Origin of the sequence: Thermoclostridium stercorarium subsp. stercorarium DSM 8532 (assembly GCF_000331995.1) — a bacterium.
Classification (GTDB): Bacteria; Bacillota; Clostridia; order DSM-8532; family DSM-8532; genus Thermoclostridium; species Thermoclostridium stercorarium.
Window position 1 is genome coordinate 1,282,090 of sequence record NC_020134.1, and the last position, 21,439, is coordinate 1,303,528.

23 protein-coding genes, 1 tRNA gene and 1 riboswitch are annotated in these 21,439 nt (G+C 41.9%); of the genes, 17 read left to right on the top strand and 7 right to left on the bottom strand.

The features are described from left to right. Positions 1-33: 33 nt before the first annotated feature. Together CST_RS05515 and CST_RS05520 are read left to right on the top strand one after the other, a co-directional pair. The gene (locus tag CST_RS05515; RefSeq protein ID WP_015358857.1) at positions 34-639 is read left to right on the top strand and encodes a DUF3298 and DUF4163 domain-containing protein; all 606 of its coding nucleotides are present in this window, start codon (positions 34-36) and stop codon (positions 637-639) included. Positions 640-724: 85 nt separating this feature from the next. Then, the gene (locus tag CST_RS05520) at positions 725-940 is read left to right on the top strand and encodes a hypothetical protein (RefSeq protein ID WP_015358858.1); all 216 of its coding nucleotides are present in this window, start codon (positions 725-727) and stop codon (positions 938-940) included. Between the two features lie 102 nt (positions 941-1,042). Here CST_RS05520 and CST_RS05525 read toward each other — a convergent pair whose 3' ends face one another. After that, positions 1,043-1,672, bottom strand: coding sequence for a VanW family protein (locus tag CST_RS05525; protein WP_242823597.1), 630 nt, complete (start codon positions 1,670-1,672; stop codon positions 1,043-1,045). A 215-nt stretch (positions 1,673-1,887) separates the two neighbouring features. Here CST_RS05525 and CST_RS05530 point away from each other — a divergent pair, with 215 nt between their 5' ends. Beyond that, the gene (locus CST_RS05530; protein WP_015358860.1) at positions 1,888-3,018 is read left to right on the top strand and encodes an amidase domain-containing protein; all 1,131 of its coding nucleotides are present in this window, start codon (positions 1,888-1,890) and stop codon (positions 3,016-3,018) included. A 68-nt stretch (positions 3,019-3,086) separates the two neighbouring features. Here the strand turns inward: CST_RS05530 and CST_RS05535 are convergent, their stop codons facing one another. From CST_RS05535 to CST_RS05545, 3 genes are all read right to left on the bottom strand, one after another. Continuing rightward, entirely contained in the window at positions 3,087-3,437 is a 351-nt protein-coding gene (locus tag CST_RS05535; protein WP_015358861.1) for a HEAT repeat domain-containing protein, read from the bottom strand. Between the two features lie 204 nt (positions 3,438-3,641). Continuing rightward, positions 3,642-3,727: transfer RNA gene (locus CST_RS05540), tRNA-Leu, on the bottom strand. Positions 3,728-3,885: 158 nt separating this feature from the next. After that, complete coding sequence (locus CST_RS05545) at positions 3,886-4,074, bottom strand: hypothetical protein (protein ID WP_169316000.1); 189 nt, start codon at positions 4,072-4,074, stop codon at positions 3,886-3,888. 7 nt (positions 4,075-4,081) lie between these two features. Here CST_RS05545 and CST_RS05550 point away from each other — a divergent pair, with 7 nt between their 5' ends. From CST_RS05550 to CST_RS05595, 9 genes are all read left to right on the top strand, one after another. Beyond that, positions 4,082-4,810, top strand: a complete 729-nt coding sequence (locus tag CST_RS05550; protein ID WP_242823598.1) for an ABC transporter permease — start codon at positions 4,082-4,084, stop codon at positions 4,808-4,810. A 10-nt stretch (positions 4,811-4,820) separates the two neighbouring features. Further along, the gene (locus CST_RS05555; protein WP_015358863.1) at positions 4,821-5,471 is read left to right on the top strand and encodes an ABC transporter permease; all 651 of its coding nucleotides are present in this window, start codon (positions 4,821-4,823) and stop codon (positions 5,469-5,471) included. Between the two features lie 677 nt (positions 5,472-6,148). Next, entirely contained in the window at positions 6,149-7,960 is a 1,812-nt protein-coding gene (locus tag CST_RS05565; protein WP_015358865.1) for a chitobiase/beta-hexosaminidase C-terminal domain-containing protein, read from the top strand. Between the two features lie 112 nt (positions 7,961-8,072). Further along, positions 8,073-8,798, top strand: a complete 726-nt coding sequence (locus tag CST_RS05570; protein ID WP_015358866.1) for a DUF554 domain-containing protein — start codon at positions 8,073-8,075, stop codon at positions 8,796-8,798. A 278-nt stretch (positions 8,799-9,076) separates the two neighbouring features. Further along, a complete protein-coding gene (locus CST_RS05575; protein ID WP_015358868.1) occupies positions 9,077-9,556 on the top strand; it encodes a MarR family winged helix-turn-helix transcriptional regulator in 480 nt (159 codons plus the stop codon). 4 nt (positions 9,557-9,560) lie between these two features. Continuing rightward, positions 9,561-11,297, top strand: a complete 1,737-nt coding sequence (locus CST_RS05580) for an ABC transporter ATP-binding protein (protein ID WP_015358869.1) — start codon at positions 9,561-9,563, stop codon at positions 11,295-11,297. Beyond that, on the top strand, positions 11,297-13,225 hold the full coding sequence (locus CST_RS05585; RefSeq protein WP_015358870.1) for an ABC transporter ATP-binding protein: 1,929 nt from the start codon (positions 11,297-11,299) through the stop codon (positions 13,223-13,225). The genes CST_RS05580 and CST_RS05585 overlap by 1 nt, the downstream gene beginning before the upstream one ends. Before the next feature lie 383 nt (positions 13,226-13,608). Beyond that, a complete protein-coding gene (locus CST_RS05590; RefSeq protein WP_015358871.1) occupies positions 13,609-13,980 on the top strand; it encodes a zinc ribbon domain-containing protein in 372 nt (123 codons plus the stop codon). A 157-nt stretch (positions 13,981-14,137) separates the two neighbouring features. Further along, a complete protein-coding gene (locus CST_RS05595; RefSeq protein WP_015358872.1) occupies positions 14,138-15,070 on the top strand; it encodes a YesL family protein in 933 nt (310 codons plus the stop codon). A gap of 61 nt (positions 15,071-15,131) precedes the next feature. Here the strand turns inward: CST_RS05595 and dapB are convergent, their stop codons facing one another. The 3 genes from dapB to CST_RS05610 are packed head-to-tail and all read right to left on the bottom strand — an operon-like array spanning position 15,132 to position 17,805. Next, positions 15,132-15,887: a 4-hydroxy-tetrahydrodipicolinate reductase gene (gene dapB / locus CST_RS05600; RefSeq protein ID WP_015358873.1), complete on the bottom strand. Its 756-nt coding sequence runs from the start codon at positions 15,885-15,887 to the stop codon at positions 15,132-15,134. 32 nt (positions 15,888-15,919) lie between these two features. Beyond that, complete coding sequence (dapA, locus tag CST_RS05605) at positions 15,920-16,798, bottom strand: 4-hydroxy-tetrahydrodipicolinate synthase (protein WP_015358874.1); 879 nt, start codon at positions 16,796-16,798, stop codon at positions 15,920-15,922. 5 nt (positions 16,799-16,803) lie between these two features. Continuing rightward, the gene (locus CST_RS05610; RefSeq protein WP_015358875.1) at positions 16,804-17,805 is read right to left on the bottom strand and encodes an aspartate-semialdehyde dehydrogenase; all 1,002 of its coding nucleotides are present in this window, start codon (positions 17,803-17,805) and stop codon (positions 16,804-16,806) included. A 160-nt stretch (positions 17,806-17,965) separates the two neighbouring features. Next, a riboswitch (Lysine riboswitch) is annotated at positions 17,966-18,146 on the bottom strand. 354 nt (positions 18,147-18,500) lie between these two features. Here CST_RS05610 and ylxM point away from each other — a divergent pair. The 5 genes from ylxM (at position 18,501) to trxA (ending at position 21,400) form a co-directional block, all read left to right on the top strand. After that, positions 18,501-18,854, top strand: a complete 354-nt coding sequence (gene ylxM / locus CST_RS05615) for a YlxM family DNA-binding protein (protein WP_015358876.1) — start codon at positions 18,501-18,503, stop codon at positions 18,852-18,854. A 15-nt stretch (positions 18,855-18,869) separates the two neighbouring features. Next, the gene (gene ffh, locus CST_RS05620) at positions 18,870-20,213 is read left to right on the top strand and encodes a signal recognition particle protein (RefSeq protein ID WP_015358877.1); all 1,344 of its coding nucleotides are present in this window, start codon (positions 18,870-18,872) and stop codon (positions 20,211-20,213) included. Positions 20,214-20,288: 75 nt separating this feature from the next. Next, positions 20,289-20,534 carry a 30S ribosomal protein S16 gene (gene rpsP, locus CST_RS05625; RefSeq protein ID WP_034837838.1) on the top strand — a complete coding sequence of 82 codons (246 nt, stop codon included), beginning with the start codon at positions 20,289-20,291 and terminating at the stop codon, positions 20,532-20,534. 74 nt (positions 20,535-20,608) lie between these two features. Next, positions 20,609-20,839, top strand: a complete 231-nt coding sequence (locus CST_RS05630; protein WP_015358879.1) for a KH domain-containing protein — start codon at positions 20,609-20,611, stop codon at positions 20,837-20,839. Between the two features lie 195 nt (positions 20,840-21,034). Beyond that, positions 21,035-21,400 carry a thioredoxin gene (trxA, locus tag CST_RS05635; protein ID WP_144050616.1) on the top strand — a complete coding sequence of 122 codons (366 nt, stop codon included), beginning with the start codon at positions 21,035-21,037 and terminating at the stop codon, positions 21,398-21,400. Positions 21,401-21,439 lie beyond the last annotated feature (39 nt).

Here is a 21,439-nt window from a genome sequence, read left to right on the forward strand (position 1 = left end):
AAAATGAAAAAATCAATAGGGCGTGGGGTTAGCATGTTGTTGATAAGGAGGCCTGTTGATATAATTACCCGTGTATACCGCAGGCCAGACATAACAATGTTGTATCCGCAGGCTGCGGGGCACGAAAATGTCAATGCAACTGCGCTGATGAACGTGAAAATAAGAAATGCTGTCATGGAGCTGATAAAATCACTGGCGCAGCCGGGTTTGAAGACTACAATCAACGGTTCGTTTGAAATCAAAAACAACCAAAGGGGAATACTGAGCATATTGCTTGTGGGCATGGCGGAATTTGGCGGAGCGCATCCTATGACGGTTGCGAAGTCACTTACAATGGATACGCTGACCGGCGAAAGCTTCGAGCTCAGCCAGCTTTTCAGCCCGGGGTATGCGGATATAATCAATGCAGAAATAAAGCGGCAGATTAAGGAGAGGGATATACCGCTCCTGGACGGTTTTAAGGGTATCTCGCCCAACCAGAATTATTATGTTTCGGATCATACTCTTGTTGTATATTATCAGCTTTACGAGCTGTCGCCGTATGCCGCGGGATTTCCGTATTTCCCGATACCCCTGTACATGCTTTCGGGTGTAATTCCGGAAAACGGCCTGCTCACACGGCTGGGGTATTTCATATGAAGAATATTTAAATTTACATGCCCTGTATATTTTAACCTGGTGTTACAAATAATAAGGTTGATTAAAAGCAGGGCAGGTGATTTGAATGGAAGAGGCAAATGAAGTTAAAATAACGGACTATGACAGGCTTATGAGGGCATGGGAAAACTCGATGGAACTTGCGAGGGATTTTGAAGTATATTCCAAGAGGGTGGATGATGAAGAACTCAGGGAAGTGTTTAAAAAATTTGCTGAAGAAGAAGGGATGCATGCGTCAAAATTCCGCGAATTTCTTCTAAAATATCAGCAAAGGAACACGTAGACTGATAAACGTTCCGTGCAAATAAGAAAGACATTTATACTGCCATTTTGGCAAGATAATAAAAGCTTACGGCGGAAAGAATTCTTTCTCTCCGGTAAGCTTTTATTTTTGGGATTTTTTGTAAATTGATACACGGATTTCGTCTTCGGTGACAGTAACCTTTATTTCAATCGGGTAGTCTTTTGTATTTTTAAAGCGCAGATCCTTTGAATTGTATGCAACTGCCGCATCTTTTCCTTTTTCTACATAAGATACCTCCCGTGAATGCCTGTGGCGCTCAACTATTTTTAAACCGGCCTCCAGTGCGGCATTGTATAAAGTTGTGCTTACCTGGCAGATTCCGCCCCCGACTCCTTTGCTTTTTTCTCCGTCAACAAATATCGTCGCTTCCTTATACCCTTTTTCTTTTGTACGTCTGCCGACGGTTTCGTTAAAGGAGAAAATTTCACCGGGTTCTATTATCGTTCCGTCCAGTTCTTCCGCCGCAATTTTTATATTGTTAACCCTGTTTTCGTTTTTGTCGTAAATGACTGTGGCAAAGCTGCTTACGAGGTTTGGATCGGGTGTGGGGGTGTTTTCGGGGGCTGTTGTTACAGCCGGTGAGGTCGGTGGCATTGAAAGAGGCACAGGTGTGTCCGTAACCGGCGCCAGCTCATCCTCGGCGGCGTTTTCATTGCTTTTTTTGTCGTCCGTTCTGTTCGCTAAACAACCCGAAATAAGAATTATTGCCATAATTGTCAAAAAAATTTTTGCTTTTTTCAATTTAACCACCCGGAATATATTTTTTGAATAAACCCATAAAAAATGTTAAGCATATAATTGATTTATTAAAAAATAAAGGAAAAAACAAAAATCTTCCTTAAGGACCATAAAGGATATAAATGGTATATTGGTCATATAGTAATAAATGAAAACATTTGGGGTACGGTATGCCTGAGGTTTAATTTATGTTCATTTTTATCCGGCTTAAGCGTATTGTTTTGTTTTTACCGTTATTAGCCATGATTATTTCTGTCTTGCTTTTAGCACAGGATTATAATGATTACAGTTCCTTGCTCTGGGATGAAACTGTACCCGTAAGCGGCGACCTTTCTGAAAAATTCAGTGAATATGTTAAGGAAATCATTCAAATCCGCGACAAAGCCATGCTGGAAAACGACATAGAAGCAATAAGGCCGTTGTATAATCTGAATACGAGGCTTGGAACTTATGCTTTTGAGCATGAGCAGAAAAAAATTAAATACCTGCACAACTGGGCTGAAAAACAAGGCGTGAATTTTACCGGCATAGACACTTTTATGAAAATAAGATGGGTAAAGGAACAGGGAAACAAGGTTACTGCCAATTTTTCAGCCATTACCGAATACACGTATGAGTATGTCAATATGCCCGATACTCCGAACAAATTCAGAATTGCCACTTACCATATCATGGATTTTGCAAAGGAAGGCGACAACTGGCTGATAACCAGGGAATGGTACACCGATCCTTTTGCGGATTCGTTAAATGCGGATACGTTAAAAGCCGAAGATAATAAGGCATTTATTCTCAGCCAGGGCCCGAGGGATTTTTCAAATCTCAACAAAAGAAGAATAAAAGCGGTTGAATATGCCGATTTGTATTGTGGTGCAAGTGATAATGAGGAATATTATTTCCGCTACAATACCGAATATAAAAACTATAATTCCCTTGGCGGCGACTGTGCGAATTTTGCTTCCCAGGTACTGTATGAAGGAGGGTTTAAGAAAAACGCCGCATGGAATTATGACAAGGATGGAAGCAGGGCGTGGGTGAATGCCCAGGGATTTAAGGATTACCTGTTGTACAGTGGACGTGGCTCCCTAATCATACACGGAACTTACGACAAAGTTCTGAAACTTTCCTACAAACTTCTGCCGGGGGATATAATCGCCTATGAAAAAAAGGGGAAAGTGGTTCATATTTCGGTTGTGACAGGTGCGGATTCCCGCGGTTATACACTTGTAAACTGCCATAATACAGACAGGTTTAAAGTGCCTTGGGATTTGGGATGGAGCGATGAAGGTATAAAATTCTGGCTGATCAGGGTTAATTATTAGGTTTTCTGTAAACATCCGCAACAAATTTAAAAAAGGCCGCCTTAAAGGCAGCCTGTTGAAGTTTTTCATTATGCGGATTCTTCCTGTTTTGCTTTTTCCTTTATTGCGGCAAGGGCGTTTTTTGCCGCTTCCTTAACCTTTTCGTCACTTTCCTTTTCCACCATGAATTTTACAAATTCAACCGCCTTGCCTGAGCCGATTTTGCCAAGCGTTTCAACCGCCGCCAAACGGATTTCCGGATTTCGGTCCCTTAACAGGTTAACCAGTGAATTAATGACATCGAGACTGTCGAAGCTGGCCAAAGCACGAATGGCGTGGATGCGGATTTCATCATTGCCGTTGTTCAGAAGTACACTGAGGAGTTTCTTTTCTTTCCTTTTTTGTTCCCATTTTTCAATCTTTTTCAGTGAAACTCCCATAAATACTTTACCTCCTTATCTTTAATCACATATATTATATATAATTTTCCAGACCTTTTCAAATCAATGGAAAAAATATATCACCTGGTGCACTTGAAACACATATAAAACACATGTTGCACGGAAAGATGAGTCTGGTTCGGGATGGGAAGAAATAGCGGGATAACAAAAAACCGATCTTTATGCACAAAGATCGGTTTTTTCTGGTGCGGATGATGGGACTTGAACCCATACGCCATAACGACACACGCCCCTCAAACGTGCCTGTCTGCCAATTCCAGCACATCCGCGCGTTTTTAATTTTCAACGGCAAAATTTATTATACTAAGGAACATCAAAGGTGTCAAGTATTTTTTTCATTTCTGCCGGCAATTTTGTCCTCCGCTCGTTTAGAAAAAGTAAATTTCAGTCAAAACTGCCGCAAAGATCGAGAGTTGCGGCAGTTTTTTTATATTTTGAACTGATTGACCAGTCTAATTAACGCCTCGGCTTTTTCATTAGATTTGTCCGCCAGCTTCACAACGTTTTCAGACATGTTGACAATCATTTCGGTTTTCTGGGCAATGTTCGCCGCACCCGTAGCTTCTTCATTGGCAGATGCCGAAATCTGATTGATGGCGTTAACCATATTTTCCATTGATACCATGAGTTCTTCTGCGGTGGAACTGAATTCGGCCACTATATCGTTAATTACCGATTTGACCTGGGCTTTTACCGTAACAGGAAAATCAATTTCCAGAAATGCCGGCAATGTGGGATGGGAAGCGCTTATTTCGATTGTGGCCTCGATGAATGGCTTGTTTTTACCTGTTCTTACTTCGGTGTGTGTATCCCGGATTTGGGATATGGAGCATAAAGGAAATACGCTGAAGATGCTGCTGACCCTTCCTGTAAGGCAAAACAGGCTTTATGCGGCAAAGTATGTTTCGGTATTCATCATCATGGCGGCGGTATGCATGGTTCAGGTTATCGCTGTCGCAATATTCGGCTTAACCAACAGTTTTGCCCGTCCCGTGCCGGTATTTCTGCTGTCCGGATTTTTAACGGGAACGGTTATGGTCAGTATGACTGTTATTGCGTTGCAGCAGTGGTTGTCGATGGCGGTGAAAAACCAGGCTTTTGCACTGGCCTTTGGCATGATTGGAGGTTTTCTCGGCGTGGTGGCCGATTTGTTTCCGGAAAAAGTACGAAAAATTTTTATATGGTCGTACTATACGGGTTTGTGCCCTGTAACCCAGGTTTACATGAATGGCAGCGTCTGGTTTACCGTAAGGGACCACGGTTCATTACTGTCTTCAGCAGCGCGGCTTATTATTGTCGGAATTGTCTTTTACTTTGCAGGAAGTATTCATGTGTCAAAACAGGAAATATAGGAGGGGAATTATGTTAAAACGGTGTATTTCCGCTGAATGGATGAAACTGCGGCATTCACGGATATGGATGATACTTGTGATTCTCCCGGTCATAAGCGTGCTGGTTGGAAGTGCAAACTTTTCTGTTAACAGGGATATACTGACAAAAGAGTGGTACAGTTTATGGTCTCAGGTGGGGTTATTTTACGGGGAATTCTTTCTGCCCGTTCTTATAGCCGTATTGTGTGCATATATGTGGAGGCTGGAACATCTGAATAAAAACTGGAACATGATCATGACCGCACCGGTATCTGTCCCGTGTATTTTCCTGGCCAAACTTACAGTGGCTGCCTTGCTTTTGCTGTTTATCCAGACTTTTTTATTTATACTGTATTTAATCGGCGGCAAACTGGCGGGGCTGACTTCCGGGCTTCCCGGTGAACTGACCGGATGGTTTTTCCGGGGCTGGATGGCTTCGCTGACAATTGCCTCGTTTCAACTTGCGTTGTCAATGCGTATAAAAAGCTTTGCAGCCCCTGTTGGGATTGGGCTGTGTGCTGCATTTGCCGGTCTTGGCATGTATGTAGCGGGCTTGGGAATGTTTTTCCCGCATTCGCTGCTGACGATCGGCATGGGTGTGCTCAGCCAGACAGGCCTCTCCCATTGGGAAAATATTTTGTAATGAATTGTTTTTTTGTGTTAATTGCCTGCATAAGTTCGATAAACCGAATGCGCAGTTCGGATGTAGCGGCCTGAGGGTGAAAATTGGCCTGGAAATAAAAAGAGGCTGCTCTGCCTCCGGAACTCCGTCCAAATAATAAAGCAGGCTTTTTCGGAGCCATTTTTTTAAAGACGCTTCAATGGAGCTTACGGTTTCCTTAAGCGCGCCCGACGGAGCATCGGTGTGTCTGTATTCCTCGAAGGCAGATAGCATGATTTTGTGAATGATAGCGGCATCTTCCGCATCGGCCTGTCTAATCATGGAAACTCCCCGGATATTTTCGGTATTTTGCCGGATTAAACGGCAAAACCAGTGTTATACATATAAACCATGTTATCAACAGTTTTTTGTAAATAAACCGGCTGCTTTTATTCTTAAAAAAGGCAAATAAAGCAGAGCATACGGAATATCCTGGTGAATTCAGCCCGGTGATTAAATATGCGGAACTTGCTATTACTGTATTTTGATGTGTCCCGGTATTGATGTAAAGAAACAATAAAGGTAAAATACAAGTACTTCTGAGTTCTTTGAGCATAAACCCGTATATGAAAATGCGCCGTATGCCGATATTTAACAGTGTTTATTGAAACTCAAATCTGTAACGCAGAAGTATTTTTTATTGACAACGGGAGGTAAAAATGAACAGAAAAGTAAAGAACGCTTTTTTTATTTTGTTTTTGGTGTGCACAATATCTGTATTGTCGCTGGATAGCCTTGCAGACGTTACCGCTCTTCAGGAGAGAACCATTGAAAAAATAAGGGGCAAATATTATGAAAAGCCTTTCAGAATAATAAATGCCGGGTGGGAGAACGTGGAATACGACGTCGAGCCCAGTTCCAAATTTCCATATGCCGCTGGCAGGGTTAAGGACAAATATCTTCAGGAGGCGCTTAATGCCCTTAATTTCGTGCGTTATGTGGCAGGTTTGCCCGATGATGTTTATATTGATGAAACCTACACAAATTATGCCCAGCATGGCGCTGTGTTGCTGGCGGCTTTGGACACTTTGACGCATTCTCCACAAAAGCCCGGCGACATGCCTGAAAAATTTTATGAAACTGCGTATAAAGGGCCGAGCAGTTCAAACTGCAGTTATGGTTACAATAACATCCTGAGTACAATTTTCGGGTACATGGATGATTCGGATTCATCCAACATCGATCGCGTGGGACACCGCAGGTGGCTTTTGAATCCGCCTTTGCAGAAGACCGGCTTTGGATACTGCGAAAGGTACTCGGATACATATGTATTTGACTGGTCGCGGAAAAATGCGATTAAATATGATTTTATTGCGTGGCCGGCCAAAAACTACATGCCTGTGGAGCTTATGCACAGAAATATCGCCTGGTCTGTGAATCTCGGCGATGAATATGACTATCCTTCAATTAACGATGTCAAGGTAATTCTGGAAAGAAAAAATGACGGGAAAACATGGGTTTTCAGCCGTAACGGTATTTCCGGCGGAGACAACGGTTATTTCAATGTGGACAATAACAATTACGGAATGCCAAAATGCATTATATTCAGGCCCGATATTGACGGGTATGAAGCAAATAACATATTCGATGTAACGATTACAGGAATTTCGAAAGGCGGATCCCCCGCCGAAATCAGATACACCGTCCAGATGTTCAACCTCCTTCAGCCGGCACCTGTGAAAGCCGACAAGAAAGAAGGCACTTATCTGAACGGAATGGAAGTGGCTTTATTCTGTGAAACGCCTGACGCGGACATTTATTATACCACCGACGGATCCATACCGACACCGAAAAGCAACTGGTACATGGGACCGATATATATCGATAAAACAACGGTTATAAAGGCGATTTCTTACATAAACGGAGAACAAAGTGAAGTATACACTTTCCATTACAATATAGAACAAGTCAGCGAATGGGCCGTTTCAGACATCGAAAAGGCTATATCATTGAAACTGATACCGCCATCAATGCAGAAGAGTTACCGTGAAAACATAAGCCGGGCTGATTTTTGCAGGCTGGCGGTGAATTTCCTGGTTCAGAAAACCGGGAAACCCATTGAAAAATTGCTCAGGGAAAACAATGTTTCAATACGGTATGACGTTTTTACCGATACTTCGGACAAAGAAATTCTCGCAGCCAATGCGCTGGGGATTGTAAAAGGAATCGGAGGGGGCAGGTTTAACCCGAATGGTCTGATTACCCGTCAGGAGGCTGCCGTAATGCTGATGCGTACTGCGGCGGTTCTTGGAATTACCGAAACAAATGGTAAACCTCAGACCTTTGCCGACAGCGATGAGTTTGCCGAGTGGGCAAAGGAAGCCATTGCTTTTGTTTCGTCACTGAGGGATAAAACAGCTGACAAAGCGATTATGGGCGGAGTGGGTAACGGCCGTTTTTCTCCGAACGGCAATTACACCCGTGAACAATCCTACGTGACAATGCTCAGACTATTTAATGCCATTGAGTAATCTGCAATGCTGCGAACGGTAAAATATTATCCACTGATGCATATATGGCAAAATCAATTATATTGTTTGTCGGAAGATTATCCGTGCGGATTTAACGTTGATGTGATGGCAAATGGTCGGACTGGGAACAATTATTAACACAATAGGCATTATTGGTGGCGGCTTATCAGGGATGTTTTTCGGAAAATTCTTAAAGGAACGCCATCAGGAAGCCTTAAAAATGTCATGTGGAATCAGTGTTCTTTTTATAGGTATTGCCGGGGCAATGGAAGGAATGCTTACCGTTAACGACAACGTTATAAGCAGCGGTCAGACAATGCTTATAACCCTTTGCCTTGCAATAGGTACCCTGATAGGCGAAATCATTGACATTGAACATTTGTTTGAAAGATTCGGCGAATGGCTGAGATTAAAAACCGGGAATTCAAATGACAACAGTTTTGTTAATGCCTTTGTAACAGCGTCATTGACCGTTTGTATCGGGGCAATGGCCATTGTCGGCGCAATTCAGGACGGGATAACAGGTAACTGGTCAATTCTTGCAACCAAGGCAATACTTGATTTTATCATTGTCATGGTAATGACCTGTTCCCTTGGAAAGGGATGTATGTTCTCCGCCGTTCCTGTTTTCATATTTGAGGGGGTTATAACTGCCCTTTCTTCGTTGTTAAAGCCCATAATGACCGATTTGGCGATGAAATACCTGTCGCTTGTCGGTTCGGTTCTCATTTTCTGTGTGGGGCTGAACCTTGTATGGGGCAAAAAAATAAAGGTTGCCAATATGCTTCCGGCGATTGTTCTTGCAGTTATTGCCGCTTTTCTGCCGGTTTCTTTCTGAGAAAACAAAAGGCAGTCCCGTATTTGCAAGCTGTGTCCTGACCGGAAAATCCAATGATTGCAAAAAAACTTACGTTTAATGGTCCCATTCTTGGATATCTGCCAGCTGAAAAAAATAAAATACGGAAATTAGGCAAAATGACAAAACGCTGCGTTGAGACAGCATTTTTTTGTATGAAACATATGTTTGACACCGGTAGCACAGTAATGATATAATGAGCAAATGTTAACTAGCTAATGATTAACAAGCTAATAATGAGGAGGTGAGAAATTGGAAATATGGAAAGTAATGATGCTGAAAAGGTTGGTAATAAAGAAATTATTCATCAGTTGATCAGTTTTGCGATAAAACACAGGAAAATAATGCAGCATTACCTTGATAAAACAGGGGTCTACCATGCCCAGCACCGATTACTGATGGAGATTGCCCGTAATCCAAACGTGTCGCAAAACGATATTGCCAGATCGATGGACGTGTCTGCGGCTACGATAGCAGTATCGCTTAAAAAACTGGAAAATAAAGGGTATATTAGACGGGAGACCGATGAAGGAGATAACAGGCTTAATAAAATCATTATTACGGAGAAGGGGAACAATGTTGTAGAACAAAGCAAACAGATTTTTAAACAGACCAATCAAAAAGTTTTTGAAGGGTTTACTTATGATGAAAAATGCACCCTGTTTGTTTTATTACAAAAATTGGACAATAATTTAAACAAAATGGAGGAAGAAATAAAATCCAAGAAAGAAAGGACATAAAGCGATGAAACGGTATTGGAAATATGCAAAACCATATTTATCTGCTTTTATCATAGGTCCCATACTTATGATTGTGGAAGTTATCGGTGAAGTGGTCATGCCTCTGTTATTAAGCAACATCATTGATAACGGTATAGTCGGAGGCAGAGGCATTTCTTATATAGTCAAAACAGGTATAATCATGATAATTACGGCATTGTGCATGATGGGAGGCGGTGTAGGCGGGGCGTATTTCGCAATTAAGGCCTCCACAGGTTTTGCCAACGACCTGAGAAAAGACCTGTTCAGAAAAATCCAGAAATTTTCCTTTTACAACATTGATCAGTACAGCACCGGCTCGTTGGTTACAAGGTTAACGAATGATATTACCCAGGTACAGAATATGATCCAGATGATGTTGAGGATGGCGTTAAGAGCCCCCGGAATGCTTATAGGTGCGCTAATTATGGCTTTTACGCTGAATTCAAAACTTGCATTGGTAATCCTGTGCGTAATTCCGCTGCTGTCTCTGGCAATTTATATCATCCTGAAAGTCGCTTTCCCAAGGTTCAATAACATGCAGAAAAAACTCGATGCCCTTAATACTACGACTCAGGAGAATTTAACCAATATCAGGGTTGTAAAGTCATTTGTCAGGGAACGGTATGAGGAAGAAAAATTCAAAAAGGCCAATACCGATTTAAAAGAAAGTACAGTCAGTGCGATGAAAGTCGTAATTTTCACGATGCCTCTCATGATTATTACGATGAATATAACGACATTGGCCGTTGTATGGTTTGGCGGAAATCAGATTATTGCAGGCAATATGACATCGGGTGTCCTGACTGCGTTTGTAAATTACGTTATTCAGATACTGATGTCGCTTATAATGGTTTCAATAATTATTCTGAATGCCTCAAGAGCCATTGCCTCCGCAAGGCGTATCAATGAAATTCTCAATACCCGCATTGATTTGACCGATGACGAGGCAAAGCATAAAGAGCTTACCGTTAAACATGGTAAGATAGAATTCAGGGGTGTTCACTTTAAATATTACAAAAACAGCGAAAAATGGGTTTTGGAGAATATCAATCTTGTCATAAACCCCGGCGAAACCGTGGGCATAATAGGTTCAACTGGCAGCGGCAAGTCAAGCCTTGTGCAGTTAATCCCAAGGTTATATGATGCTGATCTTGGTGAAGTCCTCGTGGACGATGTCAATGTCAGGGATTATTCACTTAAAAACCTTCGCGACGGAGTGGGTATTGTACTGCAGAAAAACGTTCTGTTCTCCGGAACCATTAAGGAAAACCTCAAATGGGGAAATGAAAATGCAGATGACGAGGAAATTTACCAATACGCCGAAAGTGCCCAGGCTCATGGTTTTATTACTTCATTTGAAGCCGGATACGATACTGAGCTTGGACAGGGTGGAGTGAATTTGTCCGGCGGGCAGAAACAAAGGCTGTGTATTGCCAGGGCATTGCTGAAAAAACCCAAAATACTTATTCTTGACGACAGTACCAGTGCGGTTGACAGTGCTACCGAGGCCAGAATAAGGGAAAATCTAAATAAGATGCTAAAGGGCACGACGAAAATCATAATTGCCCAGAGGATTTCTTCGGTAATCAATGCCGACAAGATTGTTGTACTGGATGACGGGAAAATTGTCGGTGTGGGCACACACGAAGAATTACTGAAAAACTGTGAAACATACGCTGAAATTTATTACTCGCAGGTAGACAAGAGGGTGACGGCATAATGAGTCATATAAGTGAAGAGAGAAAAGAAATATTATTGCGCAGATACGGGAATATAAACGCAACTGCAGGCCCTGGAAAAATGCCTATGCCCGGTCCGGGTGGCAGAAGGCCAGGCGGCCCGCATGGACGTATAGGAGGCAGCAAACCAAAAAACGCCTCAGCGACGGTTAACAGACTGCTTGCTTATATTGGGCGGGACAAGATTAAAATTCTGTTTGTTCTTGCCTGTGTTCTGGGAAGTACTCTGACGAATCTCGCAGGAAGCTATATTCTGCGCCCGATCATAAACAATCTCGTATCGTCCGGAAAAACCGCACAGGAAAAAGTCAGCAATCTTTTAATCGGTATACTGACGATGGCAGGCATTTATCTGGTGGGGGCAGTATGTTCTTACCTGCAGCAGAGAATCATGATAGGAGTTTCCCAGAATGCTTTGATAAAAATCAGGGAAGATTTGTTCAGCAAAATACAAAGGCTTCCGTTAAAATATCACGATACCCATACCCATGGCGATCTCATGAGCCGTTTTACAAATGACCTTGATTCAGTGGGCGAGATGCTTAATAATACGCTGCCGCAGATCTTCTCAGGTATTATTAACCTCCTTGGCACTCTGGTTCTTATGTTTGTTACAAACTGGATCCTTGCGGTAATTGTCATTGTAATTACACCTTTGCTGGCCTATGTGGGAGGTTTGATAGGAAAACAGAGCAGGAAATATTTCTCGGGGCAACAACAGGCCCTTGGTGCGGTAAACGGGTATATTGAGGAAACCATTACCGGGCAGAAAGTAATAAAGGTGTTCTGCCATGAAGAAACTACAATTGAAGAGTTTGAATTCCTAAGTGACAATCTGCGGGAAAAGCAGATGAAAGCACAGTTTTTTGGCGGTATTATGGGACCTGTCATGGGTAATCTGAGCCAGGTAAGCTTTGCAATTGCCGCAACGGTAGGCGGGGTTCTTTGCCTGACGGAAAACTTTGATATTGGCGGTCTGACCATATTTACAAACTATGCAAGGCATTTTTCAAGACCGATAAATGAGCTTTCGATGCAGATGAATGTTATTTATGCCGCATTGGCCGGTGCGGAAAGGGTATTTGAAGTTATGGATGAAACACCCGAAACAAATGACTCGCCCGGAGCAATTGAAATATGTGCAAGGTCAAACCGTGTGAAAGGTGCAAGGTTAATAAAAGGGGAAGTGGTACTGAAAAATGTCACATTTGGTTATGTGCCTGGGAAAGTTGTACTGAAAAATATAAATGTAACGGCCAAACCGGGACAGAAAATAGCCTTTGTGGGTTCCACAGGGGCGGGAAAGACAACCATTACGAATCTGATTAACAGATTCTATGAAATTGATGAGGGAGAAATATTAATTGACGGTATAAATATCAAGAACATAAAAAAAGATTCATTAAGAAGCAATATAGCAATGGTGCTTCAGGACACCCATCTGTTCTCCGGAACTGTACGGGAAAATATCCGGTACGGCCGTCTTGACGCAACCGATGAGGAAGTTATTGAGGCGGCCAAGATAGCCTGTGCCCATTCATTCATTGAAAGGCTGCCCCAAGGATATGATACGGTGCTTGAAGGCGACGGTGCAAACCTCAGCCAGGGTGAAAGGCAGCTTCTGAATATCGCCCGGGCCGCGATATCAAAAGCTCCTATCCTTATACTCGACGAAGCCACAAGTTCGGTAGACACAAGAACGGAAAAATACATTGAGCGCGGTATGGACCAGTTAATGAAAAACAGGACCACTTTCGTAATCGCCCACAGGCTGTCTACCGTCAGAAATGCCGACCTGATTATTGTACTGGAACACGGCGAAATTATAGAGCAGGGCACCCACGAAGAGCTGCTTGCCCTGGGCGGCAGGTATTATCAGCTTTACACCGGTCAGGCGGAACTGGACTGAAAAGGCAGCTTCTTTAAAAATGAAAAGGCCGGTCTGTTGCTGTTACGGGCAATAGACCGGTTTTTGCGTTTTCACATCTTTATGATCTGATAACCGGTAAGGAATGAAACCAATGGCGATATAAGGTATTATATTTTTTTATATGTTTATCACATTACAACGTGGAACAGTATATGGAACAGATATATGGGAAAATCCGGTAATAATTACGTGATTTTAAATTCTGAAGGTGATGGCGACATAATTTTTTCAAAAATTACAGCATTAAATCAATTTATTCTTGTGCTTATTTGATTTTTTATTTTCCTGTTGATATTATTATTCAGGGTGTTAAATTATATATAGAACAGAAGTAAACAATTACCGGGAAAAAGAGTGGTTATATGTTTTTTGTGGGAGTGTTTGGCGTACAGGACAAGGATAAGTATATAGGTGCATATAACAACATTATATGTCCGTCATGCGGAAGCCTGGCCAGATATGAAATTTTTAAGACATACAGATATTTTCATATATTTTTTATACCAACTTTCAGGTGGAATATAAGATACATCGCAAAAACCTCATGCTGTGGCCGGCTGTATGAACTGGATCCCGTGGTTGGCAGGGAATTTGAGAACAATCCTTATGCCGAGATCAGAGAAGAAAATTTAAGGCCTTTGGGAAATTATTCTCCGTTTAAGTACTGCATAAACTGTAGAACCAATATACCCGCGGAATATAACTTTTGTCCGTACTGTGGAGGAAAGCTCTGAGCAGGCGGACAAAAACCCGTATTGAATAAGGTTTTTTATTCTGTTACAATTTAGTTAATTACTTATTAGACTTTTTGTCATTAATTTTGTATTTTTGTAATGGTTTGTATTGAATAAATAATCAGAAATCAAAAATCAAAAGAAAAAGAGGTTTGCTATGGCTGGGTTGTTTGGATTTTTTGACTATACAAGGGAAGGACCCGGAGTGCCCAAGGATGCGCCTCCGAAGCCGAGAATCAGGATATTCTTTGAAGTACTTGGAAGAAAATTCTGGAATATTGTCAAAGTTAACATGCTTTTTGGTGTTTTTAATATACCGGCGCTTTTATTCCTGGTCTTTTTTGCAGCTTACCTTCAGGCGCTGATAACGCAGAATGCGGTAATGGACGCTGAAGAAATGGCAAACAGTTTGTTCTTCGGAACAATTCCGTTGATGACGATATTCGTTTGCCTGCCTTTAATTACCGTAGGGCCGGCTCAGGCCGGGATGACGTACATTCTGCGAAATTATTCCCGTGAGGAGCATGCGTTTATCTGGGGAGATTTTAAAGAGCAGGCGATAAAGAATTTTAAGCAGAGCATGATTGTAAGCATTATAAATGCCTTTTTTACCGTGCTTGTAATTCTGGATATTTATTTCTACCTGAATTTCAACAAGGACAATCTGCTTATGACTGCCGCAACTGCTTTTATCATTGTGGCCTTTTTGATATTTATGATGATGAGCATGTATATATACCCGATGATGGTTACGTTTGATTTAACCATAAGGCAGTTATACAAGAATGCATTCCTGTTTGCCATAATGAAATTTTTCCCGAATCTTTTAATACTGATTGTCATATTCCTGATAGTGTTTTTCTCGTTCTATTATCCGGTGATAGGCTATCTTATGTTTATCTTCATTACAATGGGGTTAACAAGCTATATAACAAACTTTTACGTTTACTCCAAGATAGACAAATACATGATACAGCCAGTTCTGCAGGCCAATAAGGAAAACGGGGAAACAAGTGACGAAGAAAAAATATTTTCAGATACGCCGATTATCGGCAATAATGATGAGACTAACAATAATGAACAAAACTGAGTCCGCTTGGATTAACGGGAATAGTCTTGAAGAAATAAAAAGGGCGGTTTATTAGCCGCCCTTAAATATTTAACAAGTCTTTCATCGTATAAAAACCTGGGTTTTTGTCATGAATGAATACTGCTGCTTTCAATGCGCCCACTCCGAAGATATCCCTGCTGTTGGCTACATGCCTCAATTCGATGATTTCATCATTTCCTGCAAAAATAACGGTGTGATCGCCTGCTATTGTTCCGCCCCGCACCGAATGTATACCTATTTCGTCCTTGCTGCGTTTAACGCGGCTTGAATGCCGGTCGTAAACATACCTGTATTTTTCAGGCACTGCCTGGTTTATTGCATCGGCAAGGGCAAGAGCCGTTCCGCTTGGTGCGTCAATTTTTTGGTTGTGATGGCGTTCAATTATTTCAATATCAAAATTGCTGTATAAAACTTTCGCCGCTTTCTGAACAAGATCAATCAGAAGGTTCACGCCAAGGGACATGTTGGCCGAATGAAGGACAGGGATAACCTTCGAGGCTTCTTTCAGTTTTGCCGCCTGTTCATCGGAAAGGCCGGTTGTGGCGACTATAAGCGGGATTTTTTTTGCAAGGGCGAAATTTAAAACCGTTTGAAGCGCCGAAGGGTGAGAAAAATCGATAATAACGTCCACAGGTATGTTGAAGTTTTCCAGTTGCGTAAAAACCGGATAATCGTTTTTGATATTGTCATGTATGTCGTATCCTGCAACAATCCTGACGTCTTCACGGTCACGTGCAAGGTTTGTTATTACCTGACCCATTTTACCGTTACAGCCACTTAAAAGAATTCTTACCATTCTATTCATCCTTTCGTGAAAGCAGAAATGTTTTAAATCAGACCGTACTCGGAAAGCGCGGCGCGCACGGTGTTCAGCCCCTTTTCGCTTATGTCAACCAGCGGCAGCCGGCATTTTCCAACATTCATTCCCATCTCGTTCATTGCGGCTTTTACCGGTATTGGGTTAACTTCGCAGAACAGGGCATTAACAAGGTTAACGATTTTAATCTGTATTTCTCGGCTTGTTTCAATGTCACCGTTCAGGAATGAACGAACCATTTTATGCATGTCTGCAGGAATTATGTTCGCGGCAACCGAAATAACCCCTTTTCCGCCAAGGGCAAGAAGAGGAACAACGTTGCCGTCTTCCCCAGAATATATTACAAGATTATCTCCGCAAAGATATCTTGTCTGCGCTACCTGATTCAGGTTGCATTCCTTTACCGCAACGATGTTCGGAATTTCGGACAGGCGTTTTAAAGTTTCGGGATTTATGTTCAGGTTTGTCCTTGACGGAACGTTATACAGTACAACGGGAATTTTAACCGATTCTGCTATGGCTTTAAAATGCTGATACAATCCTTCCTGTGTGGTTTTATTGTAATAGGGAGTTACGGTAAGTATTGAATCGGCGCCTACAGATTCGGCATATTTGCTTAGTTCAATAGCATGCCGTGTATCATTGCTTCCTGTACCGGCCATAACATGTACTCTTCCTGCCACTTTTTCAACGGCAAACTTAATTACCGCCTTATGTTCCTCATCGGGCATTGTCGACGCTTCGCCTGTGGTTCCGCAAATAAGAATAGCATCGGTTCCTTCTTTTATTTGCCATTCAATAAGTTCTTCGAGCTTTTCATAATTAACCCCGTCGCCGGTAAATGGGGTTATAAGGGCCACACATGAGCCCTCAAAAATAGGATTTTTCAAGGATATCACTCCTTTTCGAGGTATTCGGCAAGCCGCTGAGCAATCTGGACCGCATTTGTTGCAGCGCCTTTGCGGATATTGTCAGCAACAACCCATAAATTTACGCCGCTTTCAACACTTTCATCTCTTCGAATCCTTCCGACAAAAACCTCGTCTTTGCCTGATGCCGTGATTGGCATGGGGTAAAGGTTATTTGCAGGATCGTCCTGAACAATGACACCGGGTGCTTCCCTTAATGTATTTCTCAAATCATCAAGATCGAAAGGCTTTTCAAACTCGACATTTATGGATTCGCTGTGGGAGTTAAATACCGGTACCCTGACGGTTGTGGCGGTTATGCGAAGGCTTTGGTCGTGCAGTATTTTCCTCGTTTCGTTGATCATTTTCATTTCTTCTTTCGTATACCCGTTGTCTGTAAACACATCAATATGAGGCAGTATATTTCCTGCGATCGGATATGGAAACTTTTTCGGAGGTTCACCTTTAAGCCCGTCTTCCAAATCCTTGTAACCTTGCATTCCCGCACCTGAAACAGCCTGGTAAGTCGAATAAACAATCCTCTTTATGCGGTATTTGTCATGCAACGGCTTTAATACCACAACTGCCTGAATTGTAGAACAGTTCGGGTTTGCAATTATACCCTTATTCCATTTGATGTCTTCAGGGTTTACCTCAGGAACAACAAGGGGAACAGAAGGATCCATTCTCCATGCGCTGCTGTTGTCTATAACAGTGCAACCTTTTTCTGCGGCAATTGGTGCGTATTTCTGACTGACACTCGCTCCGGCTGAAAAAAGAGCAAAGTCAATGCCTCTGTCAAATGAGTTCTCATTCAGTTCCTCAACCGTATATTCCTTTCCTTGGAAAGTAAGTTTCTGACCGGCTGATCTGCCTGATGCAAACAGAAACAGATCTGAAATAGGAAAGTTTCTTTCTTCAAGAACCTTCAGCATCATCCGCCCTACCATTCCGGTAGCGCCGACAACAGCCACTCTGTACTTTCTCATAACAAACCCTCCAAAATATTTATACTATATTAAATATTGATTTACAACATTAGAATAAATGCCATGTTCACCGTTTCAAACTCGCTTTATAAAATAAAAACTGCTGACGGACTCTCAGCAGTTAACGCATACCTTTGCCGGCAGGGACAAAGGTACTTTTACTACCGATAGCGCTCCATCAATTGAAAAATTGATGACAGTCCAGCAGTTATTCACTGAAGGACCAGGAAAACTCCATATGGGTGAAATTTTCCTTCGGCATTTTTTCCTTTCAGCCCATATCATCGGTACCCATATACCTCAATGGACCTACTGATAAAAAATGCACCTCTATCTTCCGATATTCATTTTTCAGTGCCTATGTTATAATTTATTCGGTATCCGGCATTTTTGCTTCAGTTTTGTGAATCCGTAACCGGCAATTTTCAAGAGTTAAGGTTTATGCTTTCAGGTTACAGTAATAATAACATCAAATAATAGCCATGTCAAACAGAAAATTCACACAAACTGAATAATTATTATTTTTTGCCCGAAATGTTCTGCTGGTAACGTTAAATATTGAATGATGGCTGAATATTGAAACAATAAAGTACAGGCGGAATAAAAAGAATTATTTAATATTTGGTTGACAAACATGTACCCGGGAAGGTATAATTTAAAGCTGTAAAGTAATTGTACTTGACAGGGGTTTAATTGTGGAAGAATATGCAAAAGTGGCAATACTGCTCGATTTGTACGGGCAGCTATTAACGCCGAGGCAATATCAGATATTGGATTTGTATTATAACAGCGATTATACCCTTGGAGAGATTGCGTCACAACTGAATATCAGCCGTCAGGGCGTGTATGACGGTGTAAAAAAGGGGAAGAAGACGCTAAAAGAACTTGAAGAGAAGCTTGGGCACGCCAAAAGGTTTTTAAGACACGAAGAGGCATTGAAAAATATATTGTCCAGTTTACGCAGCGTGAAATTTGTGAACAGAGAGGAAGACGAAAAAATAATCAACCTGTGTATAGAAGAGCTGGAGAGAATAATACAGGAATTGTAGAATCCGGAGGAAAGTATGGTATTTGAGGGTTTATCGGAAAAGCTGCAGAATGTAATGAAGAAAATAAGAAGCGCCGGCCGCGTAACCGAAAAAGACGTTAAGGAAATGATGCGGGAAGTAAGGATGGCACTGCTGGAGGCCGACGTTAACTATAAAGTGGTAAAGGATTTTATAGCGAAGGTATCCGAAAGAGCCGTTGGACAGGAAGTGCTTGAAAGCCTTACTCCTGGTCAGCAGGTAATAAAAATAGTTCACGAAGAACTTATCCAGCTGATGGGTGGGGCGGTTGCAAAACTTACGGTGTCGCCTTCTCCGCCTACGGTTTACATGATGGTTGGGCTGCAGGGTGCGGGAAAAACAACTGTGTGCGGAAAGCTGGCTAACTACCTCAGAAAACAGGGAAAAAGGCCATTGCTTGTTGCCTGTGACGTATACAGGCCGGCTGCTGTAAAACAGTTGCAGGTTCTGGGTAAGCAGATTGACATTCCGGTTTTTGAAATGGGAACAGGCACAAGTCCTGTTGAAATTGCGAAGAAATCTGTAGACTATGCCAGATCAATGCAGTTTGACACCGTGATCATAGATACCGCAGGGCGGCTTCATATAGACGAGGAACTGATGCATGAACTTGAGAATATAAAGTTGAGTGTAAAGCCGCACGAAATTCTCCTTGTAGTGGATTCAATGACTGGGCAGGATGCCGTAAATGTGGCCGAGAGTTTCAATAACAGACTGGATATTGACGGAATAATCCTTACGAAGCTTGACGGCGACACAAGAGGTGGAGCGGCCCTTTCAACGAAGGCTGTTACGGGGAAACCCGTTAAATTTGTCGGAATTGGTGAAAAGTTAAGTGATTTTGAGCCGTTTTATCCCGACAGAATGGCTTCAAGGATACTGGGAATGGGCGATGTTTTGACGCTGATTGAAAAAGCTCAGGCGAGCTTTGATGAGAAAAAAGCGTTGGAACTGGAGAAAAAACTTAGAACACAGCAGTTTACATTGGACGATTTTCTTGAGCAGTTGCAGCAGATAAAGAATATGGGGCCGATAAGCCAGTTCCTTGGAATGCTGCCGGGTGTAAACAGCAAGGTATTAAAGGATATACAGATAGATGAAAAACAAATGGTTTATGTGGAAGCGATTATACAGTCAATGACGAAAAAAGAACGTGAAAATCCTTCCATTATAAACTCAAGCCGTAAAAGGCGCATCGCCGAGGGAAGCGGAACATCAATCCAGCAGGTTAATCAGGTGCTGAAACAGTTCGAGCAGGTGAAGAAAATGATGAAGATGTTCTCAAATCCCCGGGCGCTGAAGGGACTGAGAGGTCTGGGCGGCTTCAGGCTGCCGTTTTAGCTCATGTGCTTAGCATAAGGAAAGTAAGAAATCTCTTTAATATATTACTCTTCGACGTGAAAGGTGGTGAGACAGGTGGCAGTCAAAATGCGTTTGAGAAGAATGGGTGCGAAAAAGAAACCGTTTTACAGAATAGTAATAGCAGATGAAAGAGCACCCAGAGATGGAAAATTCATTGATCAGGTAGGAACATACAATCCTCTTACAAATCCTTCCGAAATTAAGTTTGACGAGGAGAAAACAAGAGAATGGCTGAGAAAAGGCGTACAGCCTACCGATACTGTTAAGAAGCTTTTGAAGATTTGCGGAATTACAAAATAATGCGGGATTGAAAGAGTATAAAACTTCAATTACCATAGACTAAAATATATCGTATGCTAAATGGAGGGTTATTAATGAAGGAACTTTTGGAAAGCATTGCCAGATCATTAGTTGACAATCCTGATGATGTATCTGTAAGAGAAGTTGAGGGTGAGAGATCACTTATCCTCGAATTAAAAGTTGCAGAAGAAGATATGGGCAAGGTTATTGGAAAACAGGGCCGCATTGCCAAAGCTATCCGTACTGTTATGAAGGCAGCAGCAATGCGCAACAACAAACGTGTTGTAGTTGAAATAATTCAATAATTTGGCCCATACGAAAGGAATTCTGTTTTGTTACTTAGCATGCTGTCTTAAAATCAGTTCGTCCGGTTTTAAGACAGCATTTTCGTTTTATTTCCGGTGACCGATTTTCAGTGAAAAATTGCAGATTGATGTTAAAAGTGAAGTAGTTTGGGAATAAAAGATCATATATAATCATATTTGAAACCCGAATTAATGATGAAACACAGCAAAATAAAATACAAAGGAGAGATTTCAATGGCAAACAATGTTTTGACGCTGACAAAGGACAATTTTGAACAGGAAGTGCTTCAGTCTGATAAGCCTGTACTGGTGGATTTCTGGGCTCCGTGGTGCGGGCCTTGCAGAATGGTTTCACCGATTGTAGATGAACTTGCCAACGAGTTTGACGGCAAAATAAAAGTCGGTAAGGTAAATGTGGATGAACAGGGTGAATTGGCTGAGAAATACAGAATTATGACAATTCCTACTTTAATGGTGTTTAAAGGCGGAAATATAGTGGATACTGTTATAGGTGCAAGATCAAAAGAGGAATTTTCCAACATGCTGAATAAACATCTGTAATTAAAGAGCCGGAGACAAAAGATTCTCCGGCTTTTTAAT